We start from the raw sequence: 15,246 nt of genomic DNA, 5'->3' as shown, positions 1-15,246 counted from the left end.
CCTTAAGTATTTGCGTAACTAACTTCGCCAAAAGGCTGGAAAAAAGAGAACGATCAACGTAAGTATTTCGAGTCGTCCCATCAGCATCCCCAAACTTAATAGCCACTTTGCAGCGTCTGGCAGTGGAGCAAAGTTACCTGTTGGACCAATGATGCTGCCCATGCCTGGACCCACATTAGCAACAGCTGTAATCGCACCAGATATACTGGTTAAAGGATCCAGCCCCATGGCACTCAGCGAGCCTGAAATTAAGATGATAGTGATGAAGAACATTAAACCAAAAGCCACTATAGATCGTACGATATCGTCGTTTACTGGCCGTTGATTGTAACGTTGAACAAATACTCCTGATGGGTGAATTAATTTCATTAACTGCTTGTGAAGCATAGTCATCGCAATTTGGAAACGGAATATTTTAATGCCGCCAGAGGTTGAACCTGAGCAGGCCCCTGCCATCATTAAAAACGCAAACAGTGTACTCGGTAGTGCCCCCCACGCGGTAAAATCTTCTAAGCCAAAGCCGGTTGTCGTTACGATTGACACGATGTTAAACATTGAGACACGCAAAGCATCCATGACGCTATAGCCATCTCTTGTCACTAACCATGTGGAGATCACGGCGCTGCTGGCCAAGAATAGGTAAGTGAAACCTCTTACTTGTGCGTCTTTGTAGAGTATCGAGAGTTTTCTACCGCGCAGGGCGCTAACAAACAGTAAGAACGGCAAGCCGCCAAGGAACATGAACACAGTCCCCACCCAGTGAGCGCTGTTTGAGAAGTGGTTCATTGAGCCATCTGAAGTTGAGTAACCACCCGTTGATAACGTGGTAAAGGCGTGATTGATCGCGTCAAAGGCACTCATGCCTGCCAATACGTAACTTACCCAGCATAGGCCAGTCAGAACGAGATAAACCGCCACGATATTTTTGGCGACCGTTTTTGCTCGAGGGCTGCTTTTATCTGACCAATCGGAGGATTCTGTTTGGAATAGGCGCATCCCGCCGACGTTAAGCATAGGCAGCACCGCTACCGCCATCACGATAAAGCCAATGCCACCTAACCACTGCAATATGGAACGCCATAATAGAATGCTTGGTGCCATGCTGTCTAAGCCACTGAGCACGGTGGAACCGGTCGTGGTGATACCAGACATGGTCTCAAAGTAGGCGTCAGTGAAGCTGATGTGGTTAATGAACACAAAAGGGAGTGCGGCAAAGGCACTGGCAATGGTCCAGACCAGAGAGGTGATCAAGAACATGTCTCGCACCCCTAATCGAAACTTAGCAGAGCGACCCAAATTCAAGCAGATGAACGCCACGAGGTGCGTGATCACTACCGATTGACCAAATTCGAGAAAACCATCGGTACCGGTAAAGAAGGCAACCAATGTTGGGATGTACATGAAAAGGGCGAGTTTTGATAATACCAACCCTATCACTAATAATATTGGACGAAAGTTGACCATAGCTTCAATAGACCATAGTTTTAGCAGACCACAGCGTTATGCTGGAGCGCAGTTCTCATTAGAAGATTACAAGAAGAAAGGGCTAGGTTGGAAAAGAGACTCAACATCAGGCACGTATTTCTTATCTACAAGGAACATCACTACATGGTCATCTTGTTCAATGACGGTTCTATCATGCGCAATCAGTACCTCTTCCCCGCGAACAATCGCACCAATGGTGGTACCTGGCGGTAGCTTGATGTCGCTAATTGCTCGGCCAACCACTTTGGATGTGGTTTCGTCACCATGAGCAATGGCTTCGATTGCTTCAGCCGCGCCGCGACGAAGGGATGATACGTTTACAATATCCGCTCGACGAACGTGAGTCAGCAGCGCAGAGATCGTCGCTTGTTGTGGAGAGATTGCAATATCAATGACCCCTCCTTGTACTAGGTCGACGTAAGCACCACGCTGAATCAGTACCATGACTTTCTTGGCACCCATTCGCTTCGCCAGCATTGCTGACATGATGTTGGTTTCATCTTCATTGGTTAGGGCAATGAACACGTCCACTTGATCGATGTTCTCTTCGGTGAGTAGCTCTTGGTCTGCTGCGTCGCCACAGAATACGATGGTGTTTTCTAATTCTTCAGACAGTTTCTCGGCACGTGTGTAACTGCGCTCGATAAGCTTGATGCTGTAGCTCTGCTCAAGGCGTTTTGCCAAGCTTGCACCAATGTTACCACCACCGACAATCATGATACGGCGGTACGGTTTCTCTAAGCGTTGCAGCTCACTCATGACTGAGCGGATGTGGTTACTTGCTGCGACGAAGAATACTTCATCGTCGGCTTCAATGATGGTTGTTCCTTGTGGGCGAATCGGGCGACCTTGGCGGAAGATCGCGGCAACACGAGTATCAATGTGCGGCATGTGCTCACGCAAAGCCGATAGGGCATTACCGACGAGTGGACCACCGTAGTAGGCTTTTACTGCAACTAGGCTCACTTTTTGTTCAGCAAAACTCACAACCTGCAGTGCACCTGGATATTGAATCAGGCGCTCTATGTAGCTGGTGACTAGCTCTTCCGGTGCGATTAGGTGATCGACTGGAATCGCGCCTGACTTGAAGAGCGCTTCTTTCTCTTCCAGGTATTGAGGAGAACGAATACGGGCAATACGGTTCGGTGTATTAAACAGAGAGAAGGCAACCTGACATGCGGCCATGTTGGTTTCGTCCATGTTGGTTACGGCTACCAACATGTCGGCATCTTGCGCGCCCGCTTCACGGAGTGTGTTTGGGTGGCTGGCATAGCCGTTGACAACCCTAAGGTCGTATTTGTCCTGAAGCTCACGCAATCGGTCGGCATTTCGGTCGACAATGGTGATGTCGTTGTTTTCACCCACTAGGTTTTCAGCAAGGGTACCGCCAACTTGGCCTGCACCTAGGATAATGATCTTCATAGCCTGTCTCTTTTCTTTACCGTGGTAATTCTAGTGATATCACTTGTTTTGATAATGCACTAGAAGCAACAGCGGCTAAGAAATACATTCTTAGCCGCTGTTAGTTGTTATGCCTGTTTTACTAGCACTGCGTAGTAGAAGCCATCCATATCTTCTTCACCAGGCAGTATTTGACGCCCCGGATTTTCGATATCAGACCCAACAAGCGTTGCGTTCTCAGTACGCCCAAGGAATGCTTTCACTTGCAGTACGTTTTCTTGCGGCGTGATAGAACATGTTGCATAAACCATGGTGCCACCTTCTTTTAGCTGGCGCCACATGGCATCCATGATTTCACTTTGTAGCTCTGCTAGTGCATCGATATCAGATGCACGGCGCAACCACTTAATATCAGGGTGACGACGAATAACACCGGTCGCTGAGCATGGCGCATCAAGTAAGATGCGGTCAAACTGACTGCCTGTCCACCACTCTTCAGGGTAGCGAGCATCGCCACAGATTACATCAGCACGTAATTGCAGGCGTTCAAGGTTATCGTAAACGCGGTCTAAGCGTTTAACGTCACTGTCAATCGCAACCACTTCAGTGTCTTGAGTATGTTCTAGAATGTGGGCCGTTTTACCGCCTGGCGCGGCACAACAGTCGAGGATTAGCTCACCCTCTTTTGGTGTGAGGTAGTCAACGGCAAGCTGAGCGGCAGCGTCTTGTACTGATACCCAGCCTTTGTCGAAGCCTGGAAGTAACGTCACATCACAAGGTGAAGCTAATTTTATGGCATCCGCCGCTTCAGGGTGCAGAGTGTATTCAATGTTTTCGTTTTTAAGCAGTTCAACATACTCGTCACGCGTGTGGTGTTGGCGGTTTACGCGCAGCCACATTGGTGCTTTGCTGTTGTTTGCTTCAACCAATTGCTCCCATTGATCTGGGTAGCTCTCTTGAAGCATTTTAAGAATCCAGCTTGGGTGGCCGTATTTGCCCGCATTGTGGCTAACCGCTTTTTCGTCGAGTTCTTCTTGGTCGCGCAGGTAGCTACGTAGTACAGCGTTGATCAAGCCACTCAGGCTCGGACCTCGCAGGGTTTTCGTGCCCTCAACGGTTTCAGCAACGGCAGCGTGCGAAGGGATACGCATAAAGCTCAGTTGATAAATGCCCACCAAAATTAGGTGGTGGAATACACGCTTTTTACCTTTTAGCGGGTTTTCCATCAATTCGTTAGCGATTGACTCTAAACGAGGCAGGTAACGAAGTGCGCCGTAGCAAATCTCTTGCAGTAGTGCATGGTCTCGCGGGCGGATCGTTTTTTGAGCCGCAGGGAGAGCGTGTGAAAGAGAGTGGCCTTTATCGACAACTTGGAATAGGACATTTGCAGCAGCAGCGCGAACATTCATGAGGGATACCGAATTTTTATTTGAATACATGAGGGCATCTCTGCCCTCGTAAAGGTTTTCTAAGCGGCGTTATAGCCGCTCTAAAGCGGTTAAGACAGTTGAGTTCCAACTTCAAACCAGCTTGCACGTGAGTTCAAGATATCTTGAACTGACATGGCTTTTTTACCTGGAACCTGTAGCTGTTCAAGAACAATTACGCCTTGTCCTGTTGCTACATAGATACCCGTTTTATCCGCTTGCAGAATGGTACCTGCAGGCTTATCAGAAGTTTGCTCTGCCACACGGCTTTGCCATACTTTAATGCTGTTCTCAGCGGCTTCAAAGTGGCTCATTGGCCATGGGTTGAAGGCACGAACGCAGCGCTCAATATGCGCAGCTTCATCATTCCAGTTGATACGCGCTTCTTCTTTGCTTAGCTTCTTCGCGTAGTTAGCAAGCTCATCGTCTTGCTTCTCTGCAATGGCTTTACCAGACGCGATATCTGCCAAACAATCCACAAGCGCATCAGGGCCAAGGCCTGCCAACTTTTCGTACATTGACGCGCTGGTATCTGTCGCTTCGATAGGCAGCGTTGCGATGCTGAGCATATCGCCAGTATCTAGGCCGATATCCATCTGCATGATCGTTACGCCGGTCTCCTTATCACCCGCCCAAATAGAGCGTTGAATCGGAGCTGCACCACGCCAGCGCGGTAGGATGGAGCCATGTACGTTGATACAACCCAAGCGAGGCGTATCTAATACAACCTGCGGAAGCAATAAGCCGTAAGCGACAACAACCATGATGTCTGCGTTCAATTTAGCTAGCTCTTGCTTAGCCTCATCTGACTTGAAGTTTTCTGGTTGGTAAACCGGAATATTGTTTTCAAGTGCGATGTTTTTTACTGGGCTCGCCGTCAGTTTTTTACCGCGGCCGGCAGGACGATCTGGCTGCGTGTAAACAGCAACAACGTCATGTTCCGAAGACAACAACGCCGCCAAGTGACGGGCGGCGAAATCCGGAGTACCTGCGAAGACAATTCTTAAAGACTGACTCAAGGTAGGCTTCCTTCTTAATTGAGTAATAGCAACGATTATTGCTCTTGTTTTTCGTTGAAACGTTTAATCTTCGCGAGCTTATCTTGAATACGCTTGCGTTTTAATGGTGATAGGTAATCAACAAACAACTTGCCTTCTAAGTGGTCAAGCTCGTGCTGAACGCATATCGCCAGTAGATCATCAGCGTCGAATGTGAATTCGTTACCTTCCCGGTCTAGTGCTTTAACTGTGACTTCTGCTGCACGAGGGACTAGAGCTCGTGCGCCAGGTACAGATAGGCAACCTTCTTCGATACCATCTTCGCCACGTTTTTCAGTAATTTCAGGATTGATCAGAACCATAGGTTCATCACGCGTTTCTGAAATATCAATAACAACGATGCGTTGGTGGAAATCGACTTGCGTCGCCGCAAGGCCGATACCTTCTTCGTCGTACATGGTTTCAATCATGTCATCAACGAACTTTTGAATCTCAGGGGTCACTTCTTTTACCGGTTTCGCCACGGTACGTAGACGATCATCAGGTAATGTTAATACTTGTAATACAGACATATACACTCGAAATATTGAACTGTGCCGAAACAGCTTAAACCTTGTTGGCTCAATTCTAGACATTTTAGAGGTCAAATGACAGCATCCTGAAGGTAATTATCCAATCAGATGTCATATATTCAGACCAAGGAACCGAGGTCATGCGTTATTTTTCTTCCACTTTTTCTCTTATTTGTGCCTCGCTTTCGTTTGCCGTTATGGCTGAAAATAGTGGGCAACCTTTAACCATTAAACAGGATGCGCCTCAAACTTATGTGGTGGTTAAGGGCGATACCTTATGGGATATTTCAGCCATGTATCTCGATAGCCCATGGTTGTGGCCTAGGTTATGGCAAGTCAATCCTGAGATAGAAAACCCACATCTGATTTATCCCGGAGATAAGTTGTCTTTGGTGTGGGTTAATGGTGAGCCAGTATTGAGCCTCATCCCCGTCATTAAGCTGAGTCCAAAGATTCGCGTGTCGAAGAAGAAAGCAGTACCTACCCTCAATGAGGGGTTGGTTTTGCCGTATTTACAATTTGATCGCTTGGTTGAACTGCAAGATATTCAATCGGCTCAACGCGTGTTAGGAACCAGTGATGGCAAACGCTTCTTATCGGGTGAAGACCGGTTGTTTATCTCGGGCAACCAACAACATCAAAAGTGGGGCATCTACCGCGCCGTCGAAACTTACCAACGACAGCAACCTCAAGCGAGTATGACCTCATTACGTTTGGTCGCCACGGCGAACCTAAAAGAAGTGGACACTGAGTTCAGTAGCTTACAGATAGAGACTCAACTGCAAGAGGTGCTGCTTAACGATCTTGTGCTGCCAGAGCTTGGTGTTGATCAGGTGAAGCTCTCAACCACCTTTTACCCTGCGCCTAGTGCTGCGGGGCAGTTTGCCAATATCTTGGGTTCATTAGATGGCAGCCAATACAGCGCAAAGAACCAGGTGGTCGTTATCAATAAAGGCTCACAGGACAACCTTCGCCAGGGTTCTATGTTCACCCTTAGCGAGAGCGGGGCGGTGGTGTTTGGTAAGCAAGGTGAATACAGCTATAAAGAATCAGCAGCGAGCGATAAGGTGCAATTGCCAAGTACCTCACTCGGAAGTTTGATGGTTATTCGCCCTTACGAGTATTTTAGCTTGGCGTTGATCACTCAAAGCTCTAAGCCGGTTAGCAATGACATTCTGGCGGTATCGCCTTTGGATCTTGCTTTGACGGAAGAGGTTAAGGACACCGAGTGAATGAGCAACCACTGATCGCTTGGCTCTCCCTGAGCTTTGTTCCGCAACTTGGGGGTAAGCGTCTTTCTCGTCTGTTGAGTGTTGATTCCCCATCGAATATTGTTGGCTACTCCAGCCAACAGCTGCAAGCGCTTGGTTTGTCAGCCAAGCAAATTTCCTATCTAAGGGAGCAAGCCCCAAGAGAAGTAGAGACGTGCCTAGAGTGGCAAGCAAGACAACCTAACCACCACATCATTACCCCGAATTGCTCACATTACCCCAAACTGCTGAACGAGATAGCCTCTGCACCAAGCGTGCTTTTCGTTAAGGGCCATATTGAAAAACTGATTGAGCCTCAAATCGCGATGGTCGGCAGTCGCAATGCCAGTATCGAAGGGCTGCAAACCGCGAAGTCTTTCGCCAAAGAGTTCGTGCAAAACGGTTTGATTGTCACCAGTGGCTTAGCGCTCGGTATTGATGGTTATGCTCATGATGGTGCTCTAGATAAAGGAGGGGAAACTTTTGCTGTATTGGGTTCTGGCTTGGATTCCATTTACCCCGCACGTCACCGAAATCTAGCGGATAGAATTTGTGAGAATGGCGCGCTGATCTCAGAGTTCCGTCCAAGCGCTAAACCTCGACCTGAACATTTCCCTCGCCGTAACCGTATTATCAGTGGGTTGTCTTTGGGGACTCTCGTCGTTGAGGCGGCTGAGAAAAGCGGTTCTCTGATTACCGCTCGCTATGCCATGGAGCAAGGCCGCGAAGTGTTTGCCCTTCCTGGTTCGATTCATAGCCCAACCAGTCGCGGAGGCAATAGCTTAATTAGAACTGGTGCTTGTTTGGTGCAGAGTGCTCAAGATGTGTTGGTTGAAATAAAGAGTCTGTTAGACTGGTCTATCGATCAGCAGCCCAGTTTGTTCGAATCGACGTCGAGTGAGAGCGAAAATGAACAATTGCCATTTCCACAGCTGTTCGCTAACGTAGGATTAGAGGTGACACCCGTTGATATTTTGGCACAGAGAACCCATATACCTGTGCATGAGGTCATGATGCAGCTTTTAGAGCTTGAGCTCTCTGGGCATGTTGTTGCAGTTTCCGGTGGCTATATTCGAAAGGTGAGAGGCTAAGCTAGGATGATGGACATACTGATGTACTTGTTTGAAACCTATATCCATAGCGATTCAGAATTGCAGGTGGATCAAGATGAGCTTGAAGATGAGCTTCTTCGAGCAGGGTTTCACCAAGATGATATTTATAAGGCCCTCTATTGGTTAGAGGATCTTGCGGCCCTGCAAGATACTGACAACCAAGCGGCAATTACTATGTGCTCCAGCACCTCGATGCGTGTTTACACAAGCAAAGAGATTTCACGTATTAATATGGAGTGTCGAGGTTTTTTACTCTTCCTTGAGCAGATCAACGTACTCACGACGGAGATTCGTGAGATGGTGATTGATCGTGTGATGGGGCTTGATACCAATGAGTTTGAATTGGATGATCTGAAATGGATTATCTTAATGGTGCTATTTAATGTGCCGGGTAATGAAAGTGCTTACACGCAAATGGAAGAGCTGTTGTACACCAAAGAGCAAGGTATCTTGCATTAATACAGGCTTGTCATGAGTAGTAAGATTGATAATCAGCTTTTTTCAGCACATGAACATGCGTTAGAGCATGAACCATGTCCACAGTGTGGTGGGGAGCTTCAGCTTCGCCATGGTAAGCACGGCCCATTTTTAGGCTGTAAGCAGTATCCGAGCTGTGATTACATCAAGCCTCTTCATCAAAATGATGGTCATGTGGTGAAAGAGCTGGGCGTGCCGTGTCCTAAATGCCAAAACGAATTGGTATTAAGGCAAGGTCGCTTTGGGATGTTCATTGGTTGCAGTGGTTACCCAACGTGTAATCACATCGAATCTTTGGATCAACCGAAAGAACAACCTGAAGAGCAGCCACTGGTTGCCTGCCCTGAGTGTGGTCGAGGCCACTTGGTTGAGCGTAAATCTCGCTATGGTAAAACCTTCTATGCGTGTGATAACTACCCTAAGTGTAAGTTCGCTGTCAATCAGCCACCTGTTATAGGTCGTTGTGAACAGTGCCAGTTCCCGCTGTTGCTGGAGAAGAAAATGGCCAGTGGCACTAAGACCCAATGTGCTGATCGCAAGTGTCATCACATTCAATCTCAGTAGTAATACTAATCACAGTAAGTGAATGACCAGAAATAAAAAAACGGCGCTCAATGAGCGCCGTTTCTATATCCAATAAATGTTCTATATTTATCAAGCACCGTAGACTTACTTCATCTGCTCAGCAAACTCATGCACAGCTGGGTAGGCTTGCTTATCAAGAATGTCTGCCAGTGAGCATAACGCTCTTTGCAGCTCTGCGTTGTAGTCAGCGCTCACGTTAATGTGACCCATCTTACGACCTGCGCGCTTCTCTTTGCCATACCAATGAACATGACAGCCGCCTTGAGCCAGAATCGCTTCAGGAAGAGTATCCTCATCAAGAATGTTGATCATTGCGGTTGGGCGAATCAGTTTGGTGCTGCCGAGTGGCATCCCACATACAGCACGCAGGTGGTTTTCAAACTGACAAGTTTCAGCGCCTTGCTGTGTCCAGTGGCCAGAGTTATGAACACGTGGAGCGATCTCATTAACCAGCAGTGAACCCTGAACATCAAAGAACTCTAGTGCGAGTACGCCAACGTAATTCAAACGTTCTGCAACGGCGGTGAACATGGTTTTCGCTTGCGCTTGCAGTTCAATGTCGTCAATCGCTGTTGATAAGCTTAATACGCCATCGGTGTGAACATTCTCAGCCAGTGGATACACTTGAATCTCGCCATTGATACCACGAGCACCAACCAGTGATACTTCGCGGTCAAATGGGACAAACTCTTCAGCCACAATCGCTTGGTTGTCTGTTGCGGCAATGCACTCAGCCATTTCTGTCCAAGTTGACTCGACATTATCTAATGTCTTTAAGCGCCACTGGCCCTTGCCATCGTAGCCGCCCAGTGTGCTCTTCAATACCATTGGTAAGCCAACGTGAGCGATCGCGGCGTCAAAATCTTCGCGAGAATTAATCACGTAGTATTTAGCATTTTTCACGTTCGCTTCGTCTAACAGCGCTTTTTCAAGGCGACGGTCACCGCCAGCTTTGATGGCTTCTGTGGTCGGTAAGAACTTACCGCTGCGTTCACATACCTCAAGTACATCGTGAGGGATATGTTCGAACTCTGCAGTAATCACGTCCGCACGCTCAATCGCATTGTCTAAGCCGTTGCCTAGAACCGCTTGCGTTAATGGGTGAACAATATTTTTACTGCCAACATCAAAAGCAGAAATTTCAATATTCAGCGGCGCCCCAGCTAGGGACATCATGCGAGCAAGTTGGCCCGCGCCTAACACAAGAACATGCATGGAAATTAGTCCTCAGCAGGGTTTGGATTAGCCAGAACCGTTTCTGTTTGCTCAGAGCGGAATGCTTCTACTTTTGCCATCACTTCTTCATTGTATGTACCAATGATTTGAGCCGCTAGGATGCCCGCGTTAGCAGCTCCCGCTTCACCGATAGCTAGAGTACCTACCGCAATACCTTTTGGCATTTGCACGATAGAAAGCAGAGAATCCATGCCTTTTAGTGCTTTAGATTGAACGGGAACACCTAGAACCGGTACGCTGGTGAAAGCCGCAGCCATACCCGGAAGGTGAGCAGCACCGCCAGCACCAGCAATAATCACTTTAATACCGCGCTCTTTCGCACTGGTTGCGTAGTCTGCAAGCAACTGAGGTGTGCGGTGAGCAGAAACCACTTTTGTTTCGTACGCTACGCCAAACTGATCCAACATTTCTGCTGCTAGCTTCATTGTTGGCCAATCAGATTTAGATCCCATGATAATACCGACAGTCATCTCAAACTCCTTCAGGTACGATTTAATTAGTGATTAGATATTTTGTGCGCATTATACGGGTAAAATCGATCAAGGAAAACGTTTGCGTCAGTCTGGTTGGTTAATTGATACATTTTATAAACAAATAGCTTTAGTCACAGTGAATGATAATTTGTACACTTAGCGAGTTCGATTACTGAATTAATGAGGCAACCCTTGGATAACTTTCAACATACTTTGCAGGCATTACAACAAGGTGAAGTCATTGCTTACCCGACCGAAGGCGTATTTGGGGTCGGTTGTGATCCCGATAATCCACATGCCATCAAGAAATTACTCGACTTAAAACAGCGACCGATCGAGAAAGGGTTGATCCTAATTGCTGCAAGTTACGAGCAACTGTTACCTTACATTGATGAAAGCCAATTGACGGAAGCGCAGTTGGCTACAGTGAAAGCGACATGGCCAGGTCCGGTGACTTGGATCATGCCAACCAGTAGTAAAGTCACGGATTGGGTTAGCGGTCAATTTGATTCCATCGCGGTGCGAGTGACGGATCACCCTTTGGTTCAAAGGATGTGTAATGAGTTCGGTAAGCCGCTGACCTCGACCAGTGCTAACCTGACCGGAGAGCCGCCTTGCATGACGACGGAAGAAGTTCAGCAGCAACTGGGCCAATATTTGGTCGCTATTTTAGAAGGTCAGACGGGCGGTCGTGACAAGCCTAGCGAAATTAGAGATGCAAAAACGTCGAAAATATTAAGACAGGGTTAAACCTTGCGAAGGAAGTAAGATGTCAGCAATTGATAAAGAAGCCGTAAAGCAGTTTTTTCTGAGCCTACAAGATTCGATTTGCCAACAGCTTGAGCACGCTGATGGTACTGCACTGTTTGAAGAAGATGCATGGCAGCGTGAGTCGGGTGAACGCCTGGGTGGCGGTGGTCGAACTCGCGTGATGACCCGCGGGGCGGTCTTTGAGCAAGGTGGGGTTAACTTCTCGCATGTTGCGGGTAAGGCAATGCCTGCCTCAGCAACAGCTCACCGCCCTGAATTGGCTGGCCGTGAGTTTGAGGCGATGGGAGTCTCATTAGTTATCCACCCTAAAAACCCATACATCCCAACCTCACACGCCAACGTTCGATTCTTCATAGCGGAAAAAGAAGGAGAAGCCCCGATTTGGTGGTTTGGTGGTGGTTTTGACTTAACGCCATTTTATCCTTTCGATGAAGACTGCCAATCTTGGCATCAAACCGCTAAAGATCTTTGTGCGCCGTTTGGTGATGATGTTTATCAAGAACATAAAGAGTGGTGTGATAACTACTTCTACCTACCTCACCGAGACGAAACACGCGGTGTGGGTGGTCTGTTCTTTGATGATCTGAATGAGTGGGGCTTTGAGAAGAGTTTTGCTTATATGCAGGCGGTCGGTGAAGGTTTTGCAGCCGCATACTTACCAATTGTAGAACGACGTAAAGAGACGCCTTATGGTGAGCGCGAACGTGACTTCCAACTTTACCGTCGTGGTCGCTATGTGGAATTCAACCTAGTGTACGACCGTGGTACCTTATTTGGTCTGCAAAGTGGTGGGCGCACCGAGTCGATATTGATGTCGATGCCACCATTGGCTCGTTGGGAATACCGTTATGAACCACAAGCGGGCTCACCAGAAGCTCTGCTTTATAGTGACTACTTAAAGCCCAGAGTTTGGTAGTTCTTCCCTCCTTATAGGGATAGTGATAGGGTCATCTGTATCGATGACCCTTTTTATTATTTCTGTTAGGTAAGGATATGACACAGCAAGTAGACCGTTATGCCGTTTTCGGTAACCCTATTGGGCAAAGCAAATCGCCATTCATTCACACGTTATTTGCTCGCCAAACCAATCAACCACTTACCTATACAGCATTGCAACCCGATCATGGTCAATTTATCACTGCGGCTAAAACCTTTTTCAGCGAAGGTGGTCGAGGATGTAACGTTACAGCGCCTTTTAAAGAAGAGGCCTATCAGTTTGCCAGTCGTTTAACGGAGAGGGCTCAGCTAGCTGGTGCCGTAAACACCCTTAAGAAGTTAGATGATGGAGAGATCATTGGTGATAACACCGATGGTGAGGGTTTAGTTCAAGACTTGCTTCAACATCAAGTTACGCTAAAAGGAGCACGTGTTCTTCTGCTTGGCGCTGGTGGTGCTGCAAGAGGAGTGATTCAACCTCTTCTTGATCAAAAGCCGCAGCAGTTAGTGATTGCTAACCGAACCCGTTCCAAGGCCGAGTTATTGGCTGAGATGTTTGCTTCACATGGAAATATCAAAGGAATGGGATTAAGTGATGTTAATGAAGGCTTTGATGTCATCATTAACTCGACCTCGTCTGGTTTAACAGGTCAGCTTCCTGACGTGTCTAATGTTATTTTCAATTCTAATAGCGCTGTTTATGACATGGTTTATGGATCGGGAACCACGGTATTCAATCAATGGGCATTAGATAATGGTGTTTACGCTACTTATGACGGTTTGGGGATGTTAGTCGGACAAGCGGCAGAGAGCTTTATGCTTTGGCGTGGCCTTCGTCCGGGAACAAAACAGATTTTAAGAGAATTACGTAAAAACCTAGAGATGTAATGAGGTATTTATAAAAAATGAATCAATCAATTCTATTTCCTGATATCCAAGATTGGGATGAAGAGAGCCGAACAATTACTTTCCCAGCACAACAGTCGGGCGCATTGATTGAATGTGTCATGCCGATTGAAGAATTATCACGATTGGCAGGTAAAGAGATAGAAGAGGGCGATCAAGCTTTAGTTATCTTTTCAGAGTTACGTTTCGATATTGAAGAGTTAGCGGAAGAGTTAATAGAAGAAGAGGAGTATGACTCCTCTAATCGGATTCAGATCAAAGTACTTTAGACTGGAAGCACCGAATCTAGGTAGTCGTTTTTATTCTGCACATAGTTGTCAGCAGACTTCTGTAAAAAGGCACGCTCTTTATCATTTAATGGGCGTGCTTGTTTGACCGGGCTCCCTACATAGAGATAACCGCTTTCAAGTACCTTGTTAGGCGGCACCAAGCTACCAGCACCAATCATCACTTCTTGTTTGATAACCACGCCATCCAACACGATAGCTCCCATGCCAACGAGTACACGATCTTCAATCGTACAGCCATGCAGCATGACTTTATGTCCGATAGTGACATCATTACCTATTAATAAAGGATAACCCCCAGGGTTTTCTGCATTCTTATGGGTAACGTGCAAAACACTGCCATCTTGGATATTCGTTCTCTCTCCAATATGAATGTGGTTCACATCTCCTCGAGCTGCAACCAAAGGCCACACGCTAGAGTCGTCACCGATTTTGATATCACCAACCAGGACCGAACTTGTATCGATATAGACACCCTGTCCAATCTGAGGGGATATTCCTTTATAACTGCGTATTGAACTCATAAATCCTCCTTTATATAGGCACCTTAAGCCCTTAGTTAAGGGGATTACTAGTGAAAATGGAGCGTTTTGAACAAAAAACGCTCGAACAATCAAAAAAGTAAGAAAAACTTCAAAAAGGGCTTGCCAGTGTGATCGAAATCTCTATAATGCGACCTCGTTGAAACGGGAAGGCTTCGTAAGGAACCCAAACGATTCAACGGGTCAAATTAGCCAAGCTAAGCGCTTGAGAAAAGTTTTGAGAATAGTGGTTGACACTAAAACTTAAATCGCTAAAATGGCCGTCCGATTTGAGCGAAGCTCAAAAAGGAAAGCTCTTTAACAATTTAAACCTATCAATCTGTGTGGGCACTCGTTGATGAATATCAAAACGTTATTACTTAGGTAATGACAGTTACTTCGGTAACAAAATTGATTTCAATGAACTGAGTGACCAATCGAGATTAAGTTTACTTAGTCTTGGCACAGTCAATTCATTATCATTCTGTTGGAATGATAATAGCTTTAGAATTACTTTTTGTAGTTTTGAAGTCAGTATTCGTTGAGTCGACAAAATCTTAAATTGAAGAGTTTGATCATGGCTCAGATTGAACGCTGGCGGCAGGCCTAACACATGCAAGTCGAGCGGAAACGACACTAACAATCCTTCGGGTGCGTTAATGGGCGTCGAGCGGCGGACGGGTGAGTAATGCCTAGGAAATTGCCTTGATGTGGGGGATAACCATTGGAAACGATGGCTAATACCGCATAATGCCTACGGGCCAAAGAGGGGGACCTTCGGGCCTCTCGCGTCAAGATATGCCTAGGTG

16 protein-coding genes and 1 rRNA gene are annotated in these 15,246 nt (G+C 47.0%); 9 read left to right on the top strand and 8 right to left on the bottom strand.

Translation table 11 applies throughout. The features are described 5' to 3' along the window. Positions 1–18: 18 nt before the first annotated feature. The 5 genes from L4B77_RS00085 to def all read right to left on the bottom strand — a co-directional run bounded on the left by L4B77_RS00085 (position 19) and on the right by def (position 5,883). On the bottom strand, positions 19–1,464 hold the full coding sequence (locus tag L4B77_RS00085; RefSeq protein ID WP_429748063.1) for a TrkH family potassium uptake protein: 1,446 nt from the start codon (positions 1,462–1,464) through the stop codon (positions 19–21). 66 nt (positions 1,465–1,530) lie between these two features. Next, on the bottom strand, positions 1,531–2,907 hold the full coding sequence (gene trkA / locus L4B77_RS00080) for a Trk system potassium transporter TrkA (protein ID WP_261838448.1): 1,377 nt from the start codon (positions 2,905–2,907) through the stop codon (positions 1,531–1,533). A 107-nt stretch (positions 2,908–3,014) separates the two neighbouring features. Next, positions 3,015–4,295: a 16S rRNA (cytosine(967)-C(5))-methyltransferase RsmB gene (gene rsmB, locus L4B77_RS00075; RefSeq protein WP_372068321.1), complete on the bottom strand. Its 1,281-nt coding sequence runs from the start codon at positions 4,293–4,295 to the stop codon at positions 3,015–3,017. Positions 4,296–4,384: 89 nt separating this feature from the next. Then, positions 4,385–5,332, bottom strand: a complete 948-nt coding sequence (gene fmt / locus L4B77_RS00070) for a methionyl-tRNA formyltransferase (protein WP_429748062.1) — start codon at positions 5,330–5,332, stop codon at positions 4,385–4,387. Positions 5,333–5,367: 35 nt separating this feature from the next. Then, on the bottom strand, positions 5,368–5,883 hold the full coding sequence (gene def, locus L4B77_RS00065; RefSeq protein WP_261838446.1) for a peptide deformylase: 516 nt from the start codon (positions 5,881–5,883) through the stop codon (positions 5,368–5,370). A gap of 140 nt (positions 5,884–6,023) precedes the next feature. On the opposite strand from def, the gene L4B77_RS00060 reads away from it, so the two are divergent. From L4B77_RS00060 to L4B77_RS00045, 4 genes are read left to right on the top strand one after another with little or no spacing between them, the layout of a single operon-like run. Next, positions 6,024–7,115 (top strand): LysM peptidoglycan-binding domain-containing protein, encoded by a 1,092-nt coding sequence (locus tag L4B77_RS00060; protein ID WP_429748061.1) that lies wholly within the window; start codon positions 6,024–6,026, stop codon positions 7,113–7,115. Then, positions 7,112–8,224 carry a DNA-processing protein DprA gene (dprA, locus tag L4B77_RS00055; RefSeq protein ID WP_429748060.1) on the top strand — a complete coding sequence of 371 codons (1,113 nt, stop codon included), beginning with the start codon at positions 7,112–7,114 and terminating at the stop codon, positions 8,222–8,224. The genes L4B77_RS00060 and dprA overlap by 4 nt, the downstream gene beginning before the upstream one ends. 6 nt (positions 8,225–8,230) lie before the next feature. Then, positions 8,231–8,704, top strand: coding sequence for a DUF494 family protein (locus tag L4B77_RS00050; RefSeq protein ID WP_372040499.1), 474 nt, complete (start codon positions 8,231–8,233; stop codon positions 8,702–8,704). 12 nt (positions 8,705–8,716) lie between these two features. Then, on the top strand, positions 8,717–9,286 hold the full coding sequence (locus tag L4B77_RS00045; protein WP_429748059.1) for a DNA topoisomerase family protein: 570 nt from the start codon (positions 8,717–8,719) through the stop codon (positions 9,284–9,286). A 105-nt stretch (positions 9,287–9,391) separates the two neighbouring features. Here L4B77_RS00045 and L4B77_RS00040 read toward each other — a convergent pair whose 3' ends face one another. Beyond that, positions 9,392–10,522, bottom strand: a complete 1,131-nt coding sequence (locus L4B77_RS00040) for a 5-(carboxyamino)imidazole ribonucleotide synthase (protein ID WP_429748058.1) — start codon at positions 10,520–10,522, stop codon at positions 9,392–9,394. A gap of 5 nt (positions 10,523–10,527) precedes the next feature. Continuing rightward, complete coding sequence (purE, locus tag L4B77_RS00035) at positions 10,528–11,013, bottom strand: 5-(carboxyamino)imidazole ribonucleotide mutase (RefSeq protein WP_428781733.1); 486 nt, start codon at positions 11,011–11,013, stop codon at positions 10,528–10,530. A 195-nt stretch (positions 11,014–11,208) separates the two neighbouring features. Here purE and tsaC point away from each other — a divergent pair, with 195 nt between their 5' ends. The 4 genes from tsaC (at position 11,209) to L4B77_RS00015 (ending at position 13,898) form a co-directional block, all read left to right on the top strand. After that, entirely contained in the window at positions 11,209–11,766 is a 558-nt protein-coding gene (gene tsaC, locus L4B77_RS00030) for an L-threonylcarbamoyladenylate synthase type 1 TsaC (RefSeq protein WP_261838439.1), read from the top strand. A 19-nt stretch (positions 11,767–11,785) separates the two neighbouring features. Next, positions 11,786–12,703, top strand: coding sequence for an oxygen-dependent coproporphyrinogen oxidase (hemF, locus tag L4B77_RS00025; RefSeq protein ID WP_429748057.1), 918 nt, complete (start codon positions 11,786–11,788; stop codon positions 12,701–12,703). A 77-nt stretch (positions 12,704–12,780) separates the two neighbouring features. Continuing rightward, positions 12,781–13,611 (top strand): shikimate dehydrogenase, encoded by an 831-nt coding sequence (gene aroE, locus L4B77_RS00020; RefSeq protein ID WP_429748056.1) that lies wholly within the window; start codon positions 12,781–12,783, stop codon positions 13,609–13,611. Positions 13,612–13,628: 17 nt separating this feature from the next. Next, positions 13,629–13,898: a DUF1488 family protein gene (locus tag L4B77_RS00015; protein ID WP_261838436.1), complete on the top strand. Its 270-nt coding sequence runs from the start codon at positions 13,629–13,631 to the stop codon at positions 13,896–13,898. Here the strand turns inward: L4B77_RS00015 and L4B77_RS00010 are convergent. After that, positions 13,895–14,440, bottom strand: a complete 546-nt coding sequence (locus L4B77_RS00010; RefSeq protein WP_372068319.1) for a gamma carbonic anhydrase family protein — start codon at positions 14,438–14,440, stop codon at positions 13,895–13,897. The two genes, L4B77_RS00015 and L4B77_RS00010, sit on opposite strands and share 4 nt — an antisense overlap. 556 nt (positions 14,441–14,996) lie before the next feature. Between L4B77_RS00010 and L4B77_RS00005 the strand changes: the two genes are divergently transcribed. Then, positions 14,997–15,246: ribosomal RNA gene (locus tag L4B77_RS00005) — 16S ribosomal RNA — on the top strand; the annotation flags it as partial.

It is taken from the genome of Vibrio minamisatsumaniensis (genome assembly GCF_050337445.1).
GTDB lineage: Bacteria > Pseudomonadota > Gammaproteobacteria > Enterobacterales > Vibrionaceae > Vibrio > Vibrio artabrorum.
This window is presented reverse-complemented; position numbering and strand designations above follow the sequence as displayed.